This is a genomic window from Bradyrhizobium sp. USDA 10063 (assembly GCF_054063735.1).
Genome location: NZ_JBSSGP010000002.1, coordinates 3,340,090 through 3,354,851 on the forward strand (window position 1 = coordinate 3,340,090; position 14,762 = coordinate 3,354,851).

13 protein-coding genes are annotated in these 14,762 nt (G+C 65.2%); 2 read left to right on the forward strand and 11 right to left on the reverse strand.

Features of this window, described 5'->3' with window-relative positions; all coding sequences use genetic code 11:
* Positions 1–156: 156 nt before the first annotated feature.
* The 8 genes from ACVJGD_RS18165 to ACVJGD_RS18200 all read right to left on the reverse strand — a co-directional run bounded on the left by ACVJGD_RS18165 (position 157) and on the right by ACVJGD_RS18200 (position 6,094).
* A complete protein-coding gene (locus ACVJGD_RS18165; RefSeq protein ID WP_456635630.1) occupies positions 157–1,212 on the reverse strand; it encodes an ABC transporter substrate-binding protein in 1,056 nt (351 codons plus the stop codon).
* Between the two features lie 4 nt (positions 1,213–1,216).
* Complete coding sequence (locus ACVJGD_RS18170; RefSeq protein WP_456635631.1) at positions 1,217–1,549, reverse strand: hypothetical protein; 333 nt, start codon at positions 1,547–1,549, stop codon at positions 1,217–1,219.
* A complete protein-coding gene (locus tag ACVJGD_RS18175) occupies positions 1,546–2,304 on the reverse strand; it encodes an ABC transporter ATP-binding protein (protein ID WP_456635632.1) in 759 nt (252 codons plus the stop codon). Before ACVJGD_RS18175 ends, ACVJGD_RS18170 begins: the two co-directional genes overlap by 4 nt.
* Entirely contained in the window at positions 2,301–3,107 is an 807-nt protein-coding gene (locus ACVJGD_RS18180) for an ABC transporter permease (protein ID WP_456635633.1), read from the reverse strand. The genes ACVJGD_RS18175 and ACVJGD_RS18180 overlap by 4 nt, the downstream gene beginning before the upstream one ends.
* A complete protein-coding gene (locus tag ACVJGD_RS18185) occupies positions 3,104–3,925 on the reverse strand; it encodes an ABC transporter permease (RefSeq protein WP_456635634.1) in 822 nt (273 codons plus the stop codon). Before ACVJGD_RS18185 ends, ACVJGD_RS18180 begins: the two co-directional genes overlap by 4 nt.
* A gap of 111 nt (positions 3,926–4,036) precedes the next feature.
* Entirely contained in the window at positions 4,037–4,813 is a 777-nt protein-coding gene (locus ACVJGD_RS18190) for an SDR family NAD(P)-dependent oxidoreductase (RefSeq protein WP_456635635.1), read from the reverse strand.
* Complete coding sequence (locus ACVJGD_RS18195; protein WP_456635636.1) at positions 4,813–5,310, reverse strand: 2,4'-dihydroxyacetophenone dioxygenase family protein; 498 nt, start codon at positions 5,308–5,310, stop codon at positions 4,813–4,815. The genes ACVJGD_RS18190 and ACVJGD_RS18195 overlap by 1 nt, the downstream gene beginning before the upstream one ends.
* Positions 5,300–6,094 carry a FadR/GntR family transcriptional regulator gene (locus ACVJGD_RS18200; RefSeq protein ID WP_456635637.1) on the reverse strand — a complete coding sequence of 265 codons (795 nt, stop codon included), beginning with the start codon at positions 6,092–6,094 and terminating at the stop codon, positions 5,300–5,302. The genes ACVJGD_RS18195 and ACVJGD_RS18200 overlap by 11 nt, the downstream gene beginning before the upstream one ends.
* Positions 6,095–6,431: 337 nt before the next feature.
* Here ACVJGD_RS18200 and ACVJGD_RS18205 point away from each other — a divergent pair, with 337 nt between their 5' ends.
* Positions 6,432–7,535: an ISAs1 family transposase gene (locus ACVJGD_RS18205; protein WP_456635638.1), complete on the forward strand. Its 1,104-nt coding sequence runs from the start codon at positions 6,432–6,434 to the stop codon at positions 7,533–7,535.
* 52 nt (positions 7,536–7,587) lie between these two features.
* Here ACVJGD_RS18205 and ACVJGD_RS18210 read toward each other — a convergent pair whose 3' ends face one another.
* Positions 7,588–8,805, reverse strand: a complete 1,218-nt coding sequence (locus ACVJGD_RS18210; protein WP_456635639.1) for an extensin-like domain-containing protein — start codon at positions 8,803–8,805, stop codon at positions 7,588–7,590.
* A gap of 362 nt (positions 8,806–9,167) precedes the next feature.
* Positions 9,168–12,719, reverse strand: a complete 3,552-nt coding sequence (locus tag ACVJGD_RS18215) for an autotransporter domain-containing protein (RefSeq protein ID WP_456635640.1) — start codon at positions 12,717–12,719, stop codon at positions 9,168–9,170.
* A 204-nt stretch (positions 12,720–12,923) separates the two neighbouring features.
* Between ACVJGD_RS18215 and ACVJGD_RS18220 the strand changes: the two genes are divergently transcribed.
* Positions 12,924–13,754, forward strand: a complete 831-nt coding sequence (locus ACVJGD_RS18220; RefSeq protein WP_456635641.1) for a tetratricopeptide repeat protein — start codon at positions 12,924–12,926, stop codon at positions 13,752–13,754.
* Positions 13,755–13,912: 158 nt separating this feature from the next.
* On the opposite strand, the gene ACVJGD_RS18225 is transcribed toward ACVJGD_RS18220, so the two are convergent.
* Positions 13,913–14,605 carry a hypothetical protein gene (locus ACVJGD_RS18225; protein ID WP_456635642.1) on the reverse strand — a complete coding sequence of 231 codons (693 nt, stop codon included), beginning with the start codon at positions 14,603–14,605 and terminating at the stop codon, positions 13,913–13,915.
* Positions 14,606–14,762 lie beyond the last annotated feature (157 nt).

Below are 14,762 nucleotides of genomic sequence, written 5' to 3' on the forward strand. Positions count from 1 at the left end.
TCGCTCGCAACGACTGGGGCTGTCATTCCGGGGCGTCCGAAGGACGAACCCGGAATCCATTTCCCCACCTGGGCCTGCGGCCTGATGATTCCGGGCTCGCGACTTCGTCGCGCCCCGGAATGACGGGGGTATTGGGCTCGCGCTCCGCGCACTACTTCAAGGCTTGAAGACGTAGCCCGGCCCGATCGCTGCCGATTCCGGGATTGGCGGCAGGTCGGAGAACAGTTCGGGGTGATCCTTCATCACCTTCAGGATGTATTTCGGATCGACATGCTTGTTGACGTCGAAGGTCGCCTTGATGATGCCGAGCCGGGAGAGCCGATCTTCGGCGCTGAAGAGCGCGCGATAATTGTTCGCCGAGAGACGGCGGTCCGCCTGCTGGATGTTGAACTGCATCGCGGCTTCGGCGATTTCCTGCTTAAGGCCGGGGATCCAGCGCGTCGCGACCTGTGCCGCCTGCTTCGGGTTCTTGCGCATCCACTGATCGGCTTCGGAGACTGCAGCCAGGAATTTCTCGATGGTCTCGCCATTGGCCTGCACCCACGGACGCATGGCGACATTGAAGCCAAGATACGAGATCACGTCGCCGCCGCGGACGATCTCGACCGCGCCCGGCACATCCTTGCCCGCCACGATCGGCCACGGATCCCATCCGGAGAAAGCATCGATGCCCTTGGCGAGCAGCGCGACCGTCATGTCCGGCGGCGGCGTGTTCACCAGCGTGACCTCCTCCGGCTTCAGCCCGGCCTTCTCCAGGATGGCGAGGATATAGAGGTGATTGATGGTCCCGAAGGACGCCGCGATCTTCTTGCCCTTCAGGCTCGCAAGGTTGCCCTTGACGATGCCGGAGCCTTCGCGCGCGATGATCGCCATCGTCGCGTCCGAGCCGGCCTTGGTGGCGTTGCCGCTGTAATTGCCGAGCGCGACCAGATCCATGCCGCGCAGCACCGCGCCGATCATGGGCACGCCGACCTGCACGATCTCGCTCTCGCCGGCCTGCAGCGCGTTAAGCGCATCGACACCGGTCGCATAGGGCCGCGCGATGGTGACGTCGAGGCCGTATTTCTCGAAGAAGCCGCGCTCGAGCGCGATCGGCAATCCGATCTGGTCGATGCCGGTGACCATGCCGGCCTTCAACTTGGTCAGCGTCTGCGCGCCCGACGGCGTGCAGAGCAGCGCGAACGCCATCGCGAGCAGCAATAATCGTTTCATTGTCCTACCCTCCCGGTTTTATCGGCCCCACCGCCGTCACCCAGTACGGCCGGGCGACGGCGTTGAGGTCCGTTCGTTTGACGCCACGTAACTCAATCGAATGCTCGTCGGTGCCCGAGACACGTCCATATTGCTGGAACGCGAGCACGTGAAAGCGCTCGGGCGTGAATGGCAGCTCGATCTGCACATTGACCTTCTCGGACGTGCCGGCGAGTTCGGGCGCGATCTTGCCGGGCGCGGCCAAGGTCAGCCAAAGCTGAAAGCCGGCCCAGGCGGCGATGACGCCGAGCACGATGCGGCCCTTGGTCGAGCGGAAGGCTTGCGCGACGAGGCTCATGCGGCGCGCACCATCTGCAGGACACGCGCGGAGAGCTGCTTGAACTTGTCGTCCTTGACCAGATCGTCCCAGACCCGCGGCCGCGGCAGGTCGACCTCGATCTGATCGAGGATGCGGCCCTTCGAGAGCACGACGACGCGGTTGGCGAGGAACACCGCCTCCGCCACGTCATGGGTGATGAAGAGCACGGTCGGCTTGCGCTCCTGCCAGATCCGCGTGAGCTCTTCCTGCAGCGTCATGCGGGTCTGCGCATCGACGCTGGCGAAGGGCTCGTCCATCAGCAGCACATCCGGATTGTTGGCGAGCGCGCGCACCACGCCGACGCGCTGCTGCATGCCGCCGGATAATTCATTGGGGTAGCGGTGCGCCGCGTGCGAAAGGCCGGCGAGCGCGAGATATTCGCGCGCGATGCGGTCGCGCTCCGCTTTCGGCACGCCGCGCATCTTCGGTCCGAAGCCGACATTGTCGAGCACGGTCTTCCAGGGAAACAGCGCAAACGACTGGAACACGACGCCGCGCTCGGGACCCGGCCCCTTCACCGGCCTGCCATCAAGCAGGATCTCGCCGCCTGTATAGGGAATGAAGCCCGCGATCATGTTGAGGATGGTGGTCTTGCCGCAGCCGGACGGCCCGACCACCGAGACGAACTCGCCCTGCTCGACATTGAGCGAGACGTCGTGGACGGCGTTGACGTGCGAGCCGGCATACGGATCGAAATAGGTCTTTGCGAGGTTCCTGAGCGAGAGCGTCTTCATGATGTCACCAATCCCCAGCGCTGGCCGGTCGCGCGCTCGAGCGGCGCGAGGATCCAGGCGTCCACGATGTACCAGAGCAATCCGAGAATGATCATGCCGAGCAGGATCTCGACGGTGGAGCCGGCGCGGCGGGCGTCGAACATCATGAAGCCGATGCCGCTGGTGCCGACGATCATCTCCACCGCGATCAGGGCGCGCCAGCCATAGCCGAGACCGTTGCGCAGGCCCGTGATGATGTTGGGCAGCGCACCGGGCAGCGTCACCTCCCAGAGCACGCGTGCCGGCGAGGCGCCGAGGCTGCGGGCGGCACGCGCGAGATCGCGCGGCACGGATTCGACGCCGAGCACGGTGTTGAGCACGACCGGGAACAGCACGGTATAGACGATGACGAAGGTCATCGTCGTGAGCCCGAAGCCGAACCAGATCAGGAGGATCGGCAGCCAGGCGATGTCGCCGATCGCCTGGAAGAACAGGAGGACCGGCCAGCAGATGCGATGCGCCCAGCGGCTGGTGCCGATCAGCACGCCGAGCGGAATCCCCAGCGCCATGCCGACGGCCGCGCCCGTGAACAGGCGGATCAGGCTGTCGCCGAGATAATCCGGCAGGATGCCCTTGTAGATCAGCGTGAAGAAGGAATTCACGACATCGACCGGACCCGGGAAGAACGCGCGCGGAAAAATGCCGGCGGCGGCAACCGCGCTCCACAGCGCCACCACGGGAATGAAGGGAACGATGGCGGCAAGCGCCGGCCAGTGCCGGGTTAGCCGCGCGTAACCGCTCCAGCATTGCAGCAGAATGTTCATGCTCGCCTCACCATGCCCCAGCGCTCGATGGTCGCCCGCTCCAGCGGGACCAGCAGCAGACGGTCGATCAAGAGCCACAGCACGCCGATCACGATCATGCCGAACACGATGACCTCGGTGCGGTAGAAATCGCGGGCGACGAACAGCATGTAACCGAGCCCGACATTGGTCGCGATCATCTCGGCCGCGATCAGGCCGCGCCAGGCGAAGCCGAGCCCGGTGCGGACGCCGGTGACGATGTTCGGCAGCGCGCCGGGCAACAACACTTCCGTCAGCAGCGCCCATCGGCCGGCGCCGAGCGAGCTTGCGGCGTTGCGTATCGTGTGCGGAATGGTCTTGACGCCGAGCAGCGTGTTGTAGGCGACGACGAAGAACACGGCGTTGAAGATCACGAAGACGATGGCGCCGAAGCCATAGCCGAACCAGAGCGTCGCGATCGGAATCCAGGCGATGCCGGCGAGCACGGAGAAGAAGCGGAACAGCGGCGTCAGGAACGCGGCGACCGTCGGGCTCACGCCCATCGCAATCCCAAGCGGCACGGCGGTGACGATGCCGATCACGGTGCCCAAGCCGACGCGCAGCAGGCTGGCGCCGATATGGGCAAGCAGCGTACCGTCGCGGATGGAATCCATCGCGGCCGTGCCGACCGCGCCGACGGAGGGGAAGACGCGCGGATTGATATCGAACAACGGAACGATGACGGCCCAGAGCGCAACCAGTACAAGCAGCGGCGCGACAAACATCGCAGCCCCCGCGAGCGAACTGACGCTGCGCGTGAGCCACGGCGCTCGGCTTTTCAGACTGCCCGTCACCTGCATGTTACCTCCCGAGTGCCATTCGATGCCTTTGCGGCATTTCTTTCTCGTTTATCGCGTCCCTGCCCGCTTAGACACGCGACGCCATGCCTCATGCTGCCTGCAATACCTCACTCACGCAATCGCATATCCGCCGTCGATCACCAGCACCGTGCCGGTCACGAAGGACGCGACCGGCGAGCAGAGATAGAGCACGCCGCCGAGCAGGTCCGCCGGCCTGCCCCAGCGGGCGAGCGGCGTGCGGTCGAGAATGGTCCTGCTGCGCGCGGGATCGTTTTGCAGCGCCGTCGTGAGCGGCGTCGCAATCCAGCCCGGCGCGATCGCATTGACGCGGATGCCGTCGCCGGCATAGGCGATCGCGAGCGACTTCGTGAGCTGCGCGATGCCGCCCTTGCTGGCGGCATAGCCCGGCACCAGGGCGCCGCCGAAGAACGACAGCATCGACGCTAGGTTGACGATTGCACCCTGCGAACGCCTGAGCAGCGGCCGCATCGCGGCGCAGACCCGCATCGTGCCGCTGAGATTGATGTCGACGACGTCGTCGAACACGTCAGGATCGAGCTCGTCGCCGCGGCGGATCACGCCGGCGCAATTGACGACGATGTCGAGATGATCGAGCTGCTCCGACAGCGCCGCGATCGCATTGCGGTCGCGCACGTCGAGCCGGCGGAGCTGCGCCTTCCGCAGCAACGGATCATCGCCTGCAGCCGCGATTTCGGCCTCGCTCACACCTACCGCCGTCACTTCCGCGCCGGCCTCGATGAAGCCGCGTGCGATGCCGGCGCCGATGCCGGAGGTGCCGCCGGTGACGAGCACGCGCTTGCCGGCATACCACTGCGACGCCCAGGCGCCCGAGGTGACGTCATCAGCTAGAGGGAGATGATCGGACATCAGCGCACGAACTGGTCGACATAGTCGGCGCCCAGCCCGACCTCGGCGTAGTGCGCGCGGCACATGTCGATCTTGGTGAAGACGTCCTCGTAGCCGACGTGACGGTTCTGCTCGTCGAGATAGACCATCGATCCCTGGATGTTGAAGAAGGTGATCATCTCCGCCGTGTCCTCCGGCACCGTCAGCGTATGGATCTCGCCGGGCGGCTCGAACACATAGGAGCCCTCGGTCGCGACCCAGTCGTGCTCGCGATAGAACCATTTGCCCTTGAGGACGAAACCGTGAACGGGATTGGGATGCAGATGGCGCGACAGCACGCCGGATTTGCGCACGCGGAGCAGATTGCACCATTGCCCTTGTCGCGTGTTGAGCATCAGCGGACGAAACCAGACGTCCTTGGCCTGCGGCACCCAGACCCGCTCATCCTCGGGGATCGCGACCACCGCGATCTCCGGCGAGGCGAGCACGTGGGTGGAGCCTTTCATGTTACGGTACATGGCGCTTTCTCTTGCTTTTGACGCTCCTCGCCGCAGACTTGCGTTCGGCAGCGGCAATCGCGGGCTTCTTGTTCGACAGCTTGAACCTGGTGTAGCCGAGCACCCGCTCCATCGCGGCCCTCGCCTTCTCGGCATTGCCTTCCTCGATGGCGCGCGCGGCGGCCGCATGGTTCGGCAGATTGTCCTTGAACCAGCCGACGCTGCCGACCGCGACGATGAAGACGGTGCTCAGGATGGTGTCGATCGCGCCGCGAAAACCCTGCAGCACGGGATTGTGGGTCGCATCCAGGATCGCGAGATGGAACGCCTTGTCGGCTGCGATCGCGCTGGCCTGGTCCTGCGCGGTCTCCATCGCGGCGAGCGCGGTGTTGATGCGCCAGCGGTCGTTCTGGGTGGCGCGCTCGGCGGCGAGCGCCGCGGCGGCGGGCTCGATGATCGAGCGCACCTCCTGGATCGCGAGCAGCAGGTCGCGGTCTGGCTCGTCCTGGCCGACCAGCCAGCTCAGCACGTCGCGGTCGAGCAGGCTCCATTCATAGCGCGGCAGCACATGCGTGCCGTGGCGCGGGCGGACGCTGACCAGCCCTTTCGCCGCCAGCGTCTTGATCGCCTCGCGCACCACGCCGCGGCCGACGCCGAACCGCGCCTCGAGGTCCGGCTCGGGCGGCAGCGCGGTGCCGACGGGAATGAGGTCCTGCGCGATCTCGCGGCCGAGCGTCGTCAGCACGGTCCTGATGCGACCGGGCTTGACCCGCCTGTCCGTGGTTTTCGGCCGCGCTTTGGCCACGCTCGTCCTCCCCGCGCCTCGCGTTGATCCGCGGGCTGTTGGAACGCCTCTAGCATGGGCGGCGGCGGCTTGGCAATCATCCGATGTTTAACATCGGATGATTGGTGGCGAGATGAGCCCGGCGGTTACTTCACCTCTCCCGCTTGCGCGGGAGGTCGGCGCGTAAGCGCCGGGTGGGGGCTCTCTCCCCACGCTTGGACAGTGTGAATCGCGGAGATACCCCCACCCCGGCCCTCCCCCGCAAGCGCAGGGGAATCGCATTTGATTTTTCCGTGCCTATTGCATTGGAAAGCAAGCCGGATTCTGAAGACGACTCCCGAATCATGGAGGGGGTCGGATGCACAAATTCAAGAAGGCGTTTGGTCGGCTGTCGGACCCGCGCGCGGCCAATGCCAGGCACGATCTTCTGGAGGTGTTGGTCATCGCGCTGGCGGCAACGCTGTGCGGGGCGGAATCGTGCTCGGACATGGCGGACTTCGGAGAGGCGAAGGAGGAGCTGTTGCGACTGTTCCTTCGCCTGGAGCATGGCGTGCCGAGCCACGATACGTTCAGCCGCGTGTTCCGCCTGCTCGAGCCGGAGGCCTTCGAGAAGACATTCCGTCGCTTCATGGCGGCCTTTACCAAGGCCAACGGGGTCAAGCTCACAGGAGTGGTGGCCGTGGATGGCAAGGCGTTGCGCGGCGCCTACGAGCGCGGCCAGAAAGCCACGCCGCTGCACCTGGTCAATGTCTTCGCGGTGGAAGCCCGCATGGCTTTGGCTCAACAAAAAGCGCACGGCCGCAACGAGACCGCAGGCGCCTTGGAGGTGCTGGAGCTTCTCAGCCTGGAGGGCTGTATCGTCACCGCCGATGCGCTGCATTGCACCCGCGCCTTTGCCAGTGCGGTGCTGCGACGGGGCGGCGATTATGCACTTGTGGTCAAGGCCAACCGTGGCCCCTTGTTCAAGGCGGTTACGCAGCAGTTTGCGCGATCGGGCAACCGCAGCAGCGCCGCACAGATCGAACTCTCCAGTCACGATCGGCGCGAAGCGCGGCGTGCCACCGTCATGCGCAATACCCGTCTGGCGGCGTACCACGGGTTTCCTGGCGTTGTTGCGGTGGGGCGCGTCACCTCGCGCAGGCGCCTGCGCGGCAAGCCGGCCGATACGCCGGTCCTGCGCTACTATCTCTTGTCCAAATACATCTCCCCCAAGCGGCTGCTACACGTTACTCGCAGTCATTGGGGCATCGAGAACCAGCTCCATTGGGTGCTCGACGTTCACTTCGCCGAGGATGGCAATCGCGCCCGAAAGGACAATGCTCCCGAGAACCTCGCCATCTTGCGCAGGCTCGCCCTCAACATCCTGCGAACTCACCCCGACCGCGCCTCGATCCGGCGCAAAATCAAGCGCTCCGGCTGGGACCATGCCTTCCTTCTCAGCATGCTCGGCCAAATGCGATAGCCCTGCCCGCAAGCGGGAGAGGGAGCGCAGCATCCATCGCGGATGCTGGCCGCTACTCGTCGGTGAATTCGTCTTCTTCGTTGACCTTGGCCTTGCGGCTGAACCAGGAGGACTTCTTGCCGCCGAGCGAGCCCGTGACATTGGGGTCGCGCGAGGCGTAGGGGTTGCGGGAATTGGCGCGGGCGGCGATCTCCTCGCCGGAGACGGCGGCGGGTTCGCAGACGACGCGGCGGCTGGCGCGGCGCATCAGGTCAACGTGAATGTGATCGTAGTGAAAGCGGTTGGAGCCCGGCGCCAGCACGGTGTTGAACTGCTGGCAGGCCGCGCCCTGGATGTCGCGCAAAAATCCCTGCTCTTCCGGCAGGCCCCGCCAGCCATCCTTCACCGAGATGCGGCGGCCGTCGGCGAGCGTGAAGCCGGCGATGTCGAGCGCATTGCCGAAGGCATGCTCGGAAATATGCGCGCTCGGATTGCCGTTCATGCCGCGGCAGGAATAGGCGGAGATCTGCTTGATCTCGACCACGCGCGCGCCGAACCAGCGCGTGGCCGCCGGCTGCACGGAATCCGCGAGCCAGCGGTCGAGCGCGGAGACGATCGGACAGGCGAGCGTCGCGGTCGGCTTCAGTGCGACCGGGCCGACCGCGGTGACGGGATTGCCGCGCTCGGGGCCGAGCCGCGGCAGCGGCGCGGCGGCGCCCTGCGACGGTGAATAAGGCGCTGGCGAATAAGGTGCGGATGAGCGGTCGCGCTGCGGATAGCCCTGCGGCGCGCCATAGGTCGGACCGCCCGGCGGCTCCGGCGTGCCCTCCGCCGGCAAATCGATCTCGTCCTGCTGCGGCGCGACGCCCGGGGCGTTCAGCGAGATCGGCCCGTTCGACGGCGCGCCGTAGCTCGGCTGGCTTGGGGTCGAGTTCGAATAATAAGGCGCCTGCTGCGGCGCCCGTTGCGGTGCGATCGGCCAGCGCGGCTGGCTGCGGCTCGAGCCGATATCGGCCGGCGGGCGCAAATCATCCGCGAACCCGAACGCGCCGCTGCTCTCACCGAGTGCTGCGACTTTGAGCGGGAATTGCGCACCGCACGCGCCGGGACCCGAGATCGGGTCGATGCGCACGAGGTCCGGCCCTTCCTTCACCGCGCCGGATTTCAGGCAGGCGACTTCGGCCTCGGCCCGCCAGGGTTCACGCTCGGCCTGGAAGAAACCGCGACCGCAACCCGCCAGCGAAACGAGGACGACGGAGCCGACGAGATACAAACGAACTCCACGCGTCATGCGCGGCAGGTTCGGCGAATTTATTTAAGGACTCTTCAACGCGTTGTTTTTACACATCTTTAACCATAAGGGCGCCGGCCCGGGGCGCCTCGCGCGGGACGGACAGCATCGCTGGCTTTTTCGGCCGGGAACGGTTTGGTAAATTGGGGCTCTCTGTGCGGGCAGGCGCAAATGCTGGGAGCGTTCCCGATGGCTATGAGTCTTCTTGTCAGCCGGTTGAGCGTCGTCGCCGCCTATGTTGCGTTCGCCTTTGTCGGCGCGATCGTGCTTGGCCTGCTGTAGGCTTTCCCTGCTAACCTGGATTGGACTTGCGCCCGGTGGCTCTCCCGCCGGGCGCTGTCGTGATTCCAGGTCGCCCAAGCCTACCAGCTATAGCGCACGACGCCCTTGCCGGCGTAGGAGCGCGTGACATCGGAGAACTCGCCCTCGAAGGTCGCGGCGGTCGACCAGCCGTTCATCCAGTTCACTTCGGCGGACACCGTGGAGAGCGCCGCATCGTGCGCCGGAGCCGCGCCGCCAACGACAAAGGATGCACCTGGGAGTGCCTGGAAGGTCGCGGCGACATTGCGATCGGTGTTGAAATCGTGCGCCCATGCAAAGCGGCCGCGCAGAGTGAGGACCGCATCCGGTATCGCGAACGACTTGTCAGTCCGTACGCCCAATTCGCTGCGCGGCGCGGTGACGGTCTTGGCGCCGTAGGCCAAGGCGAACGCACCGACACCGGCCACGACCTGCTCCGTATAGGCCGGCAGATCGAATGTCGTGAACTGCGCGGCAGCATAGGGCGTGACTGCTCCGATCCATGGCGTCAGCAGCCGATAGCCGCCTTCGACACGGCCCGAGTAAGCATTGGCGTTGAACTCAGCGTGCAATCGATCGAGGCCCGCCCCGATCACGGTGCGATCGGTCGTGATGTCCTGCCAGCCATAGGCGAGCGCGCCCAGGACATAGGCCGCGCCGACGTCGTGACGCGCGAAGACGCCAGCCTGGAACAGATCGGAGCGGCCGCTTCCGAGCGAATTGGCAACCGAGAAGTTGGTGCCGCCACCGGCGAGCGCGAAGCCTACCAGCGTGTTCGGCGCGATCCGGTAATCGGCGCCAACAGCCGCGCCGTAGATGCGGCTGGAGGTGTTGTTCGATCCGAGCGCGGCGTTGCCGTCGGTCGTCTGCGAGCCGCCGAAGCCGGACGCCCAGACGCTCCAGCGTTGCAGGGTCTGAACCGGCGGCAGCGCCTTCCGATGCACGGCGGCATAGGCATCGCGTTCGGCGCGCGATCGCGGCTTGCGCGCCGAGGCATAGGCGTTCGCGCCCTCGGTAGCGTCATCGGCGAACTGCGCAGCGCCCGGCGATGGCGATGCGTTGTCGCCGCGTCCAGCGCTGAACGGATCGGTCATGATCCCCATGAACATGTTCATCGCGTTGAAGGTGGTCTGCTGCGAACCCGTCGCGGTCTCGCCGGAAGCCTGCGTCAAGCCGGCCGGCGTCAGGCCGCCGAAGGCTCCCGGGATGCTGCCGCTATTGTTGAAGAAACCGGTCAGCACGTTCGCCAGCGTGGCTTGATTGATATTGAGGCCGGAGCTGGGCGCGAAGTTGAGCGCCAGGTCGAGATAGACGTTCCTGGCGTCATAGCTCAGGCCTGCGCTGACCGACGGCAGGTTGGTCGTGACGGATGAAGCGAAGGTGCCACTGACGCCGCCGCCCGCGTTGAGGACTGTGTAGTGCTTCTGCAGGGACGCACCGAGGAGGGACACGTTCACCGCCGCGCCACCCAGCGTCGCGGTGCCGGTGACGTTGGTTCGACCGGCGCCCGCGCCGTCGACCTGCACCAGATAAATGGAGGCCGCCGTGAAGCTGAGGTTGCCCTGCACCGTGAGCGCGCCTGATGTCGTGGTGCCCGGCGCGAGGACGCCGCCGCTGACCGCGGTGTTGGCGACGCTGCCGATGCCGCCGAGCGTGCCGCCACTATTGACCGTCACGTCGCTGGCAAGCGCGCCGTTCACCAGCAAGGTGGCGCCGGCGAACACGCCGGTGCCGTTCTGATAGGTCTGCGCGTCGGTGATGGTCCACCTTCCGCCCTGCACGTTCAGCGCCTGGAAATTGATCACGTTCGACAGCGTGCCCGAGCCCGAGCCGTACAGGTTGATGGTGTTGGTGCCGACGCCGCCGTCGATCCGGCCGACGATGCTGGAGCCGCCGTACAGATTGAGCGTATCGTTGCCGCCTTCCATGCTGATGGCGCGGCCGGAGTTGCCGATGATGGCGCCGTAGTTGGAGAGGACGTCATCGCCCTCGCCGGTCTGGATCGCCGCGCCGTCGCCGCGAATGAAGCGGGTCGCGCCGGTCCCGGTATAGGTCACGCCGTCGAGCGTGCCGACCGAACCCGGATCGGGATTGCCGTCCTGCAGCAGCGTCGTGCCGCTCGGGTCGGGGATCGTGCCATTGCCGATAATCGTGCCGTAGTTGACGACAGTGTCGTTGTCGCCGGCGGCGGTGCCGGTCTTGTTCTCGGAGCGGATCGCATAGCTGCTGTTGCCGACAATCATGCCACCGGCATAGTTGATCAGGTCGAGCGCCGTCGTGCCGCTGCGCGAATGATCCAGATTGGAATCGTTGTTGATCACGATGCCCGCACCCGCGCCGGAGATGGTGCCATAGTTGCGGATCGTGCCGCCGCTGGCCGTGATGCCTTCGCTGTTGTTGAAGCGCAGACCGTCGTCCGCGCCCTTGGCGCCGGTGCCCTGGATGGTGCCGTAGTTCGTGAGCAGCGTGAGCACGCCGTCGATGTCCATGCCGTCGCCATCGCCGCGCGCCGAGGTGGTGTCGATCGCGCCCGTGATGGTGCCGTAGTTGGTCACCGTGGCATCGCCGCCGGATCCGACGCCCGAGCCGTCGCGGCCGATGATGGTGGCGCCGGCGTAGTTGTAGACCGTGATGTTGCTGCCGAGGTCGCCAGCGGTGCCGTTCTTGGCGCCCGAGATCAGGCCGCCGGCGTAGTTGTAGACGGTGCCGCTATGACCGGTCTGCAGGTCGATGCCATCGGAGCCGGGGCGGTCCGTGGGCTCCGGCTCCGAATTGGCGATGATCTGGCCGTAATTGTAGACCGTGAAATTCTGGCCCGGCCGCATCGCATCGGCATTGTCGGCGGTGATGAGACCGCTCGCGCGATTGGTGATCGTGACCGTCGCCGCCGTCGAGGTCAGATTGTCGAAGTCGAGCGCCTGGCCGGTCGCCGACTTGATGGTGCCGGCATTGTCGATCGATATCGACGCCGCCGTGGTCGAATTGGTGCTGTTGGAGCCGTTGATCTGGATGGCATCGTCAACCGACTGGATGGTTGCACCGGCATTGTTGACGATCGAGATCGAGGTGACGTTGTCGAGATTTGTGTTCGCGCGGATCGCCCGGGCAGAGGCGTCGATCAATCCGGAATTGGTGATCGTAGTGGTGCCCGCGCCGATGCGCATCACGTCATTGCCGGTCGCCTTGAGCGTGCCGCCGGCTTCGTTCGTGATCGAGAACACCGCCGCATTCGAGGTCACCGAGTTGAAGTCGAACACGCGGCCGTTGTTGGTCGACTGGATCGTGCCGAAATTGTCGACCTTGACCGTCCCGCTGGTGAGACCGCTCTGGATCCGGAACGCATCATTGGACGATGTGAACAGCGCCCCCCTGTTGTTGATCAGCGTGAAATTGCCGCTGATCGCGCTGTTCGACGTATCGATGCCGCGCGAGGTCGCCGAAATCGTGCCGTCGTTGGTGATGACCACGCCCGGCGAAGCGAGCCCGGTGGTCCATGTGATTGCCGTCCCGATCACCGAGAGCGTGCTTCCATCCGCGACGAAACCGGCATCATTGTTCGAGACCGTCTTCGCGGTCGCCGGATCGTCGGGCGGCACACTGAAGCTTGCAGCCAAGGCAGAGCCAAACGCGATAGACGACGCAGCAACAACCAATGCGAGCCTGCTCGCATGGTTCAACAACTCAACTTTCACCACCAGTCCCCTGAAACTTGCGGTGCGCGGAACATGGTGTCCGTATGTAACAGTTTGATAACAACGCATTTGCGTGTAAGACATGCGCGGCACTTGTGATATAATTGCAACGAACGAACATCTCCCTTGTCTTCAAAGCCTGAACGACCCGGCGTCGCCGACCAGACGTTGCAACGCGCCGCGTTGGCACTGCAGATGCAGCGACCGGACGAGGCCGAGCGATTGGCAGCGGCGGTGTTCAAGGCGAACCGTGGCAACGTGGCGGCTGCGGCGCTGCTTGGCCGCGCACTGATGCTGCAAAGTCGCTTCGACGAGGCGATTGCGCCGTTGCAGAAGGCCTTGCGGCGCGGCGATGACCCTGCAGCCGAGACCCTGCTCGCCGCCGCGTTCGCCGCCACCGGCCGGCGCGACGACGCACTCGCTCTCCTGCGCCAGGCGATCGCGCGACGGCCCGCCTTCCCGCCGGCGTTCCTCGAATATGGCACCCAGCTCGCATCCGGCGGAAAGATCGACGAGGCGATCGCCGTCCTTGAAGAAGGGCTTTCGCTCGCGCCTGGAATCATCGAGCTGCAACTTCGTTTGGCGACGCTCTATATCGGCCGCAACAAGCGCGCCGAGGCGCGCGCGATGCTGCAGCAGGCAGCCACCGCCGCGCCCGCGCGTCACGACGTGCTGGCCGAACTCGCCCGCGTGATGGTGCTGGACGGCGACTACGCCGCGGCCGTCGACGTGTTCCGCCGCGCGCTCGCGCTACGTCCGGACGATGCGACAACGCGTGCCAATCTCGGCATCTGCCTGATGGAGATGGGCGAGCGCGCCGCCGGTGAGGCGAGCGTGCGCGAGGCCGCGCGCGGCAGGCCGGACATGACGGGCCGCGCGATCATGTCGCTCGCCGCCTCCTCGCACGGCCGCTTCTTCCTGCGCCCCAGCGCCGCGACGAAATTCCTGACCAGCTAGCGCGATGTCCCCAACTGGGTTGCGCGCCCGGCCAAACTCGATGTCCGCTTCGCCCCAACGCGACATAATAGAAAAGAGCCCGGCGTGTTGTGCCGGGCTCTCGTTCAGCGATTGACACCCGGCCTAGCCACCCGGGCGTCTCGGGGACAAAGTCCGCGCTATTTGATTTCCCACGACGTGTTGTGCGGGATGTCCATCGCAAAATAGTCACCCGGGCCGGCCAGCGCGGGCATCGCGATGCAAGCAAATGGCTCACTCCCAGTGATCCCCTTATACTTCCCGGTGCCGCCGGTAATGATATGGGTTCCGCAATCCATCTTCGGCTGAGACTTATCGAGATCGCGGGTGTCGAAGGTCGAGAAGATCTTGTCGCCGTCGCTGTCGGTCAGCACGCAGGCGCCATCGATATATTTCTTGTCACCAGACGAGACGTTCAGCGCCGCGCAACGCGCTGACATCTTGTCCAGCATCTTCTCCCCCTTCATATTTTGAGTGGTACCGACCGCTTCGAGCGCAGTCGCCTTCCCGAGTTCGGCGATATCGATGCTCATCAATGGCCGAAAAATGAAATGCGTCACATAGGGGGTAGTCCCCTTCTTTTCGATCGGATCTCCCGCGACAGCCGCAGGTGCAAAGGACATGAGCACCGCAGCAAGAGCCGTCGTCTTGGCGAGTCTTGTTGCTGCGGTGGATGTGGTGATTATGCTCAGATTAATGAACTTCATTTTCTCCTCCTTGGATTGAGCGGCGGATTCAGCGTTCGTCGCGAACCACCGCGAAGTTGGAGACGACCTGCCTATGGTTTCCTTGATAATGTCGAATTGTGCGCCGGCGCTGAACGTCAACGCCATCACGCTCCAATGATACTTCGCCTCAACCGACCAGGCATGTAGGGGATTGCGGCCCCGATCATCGGTTTACGAGTCTGCACAAGGCATAACCGCACGATCCGAGCACTCGGTACAGTAGCATGGAGCGTAGCGGAGGTCAGTCATCATCTCCGCGAAG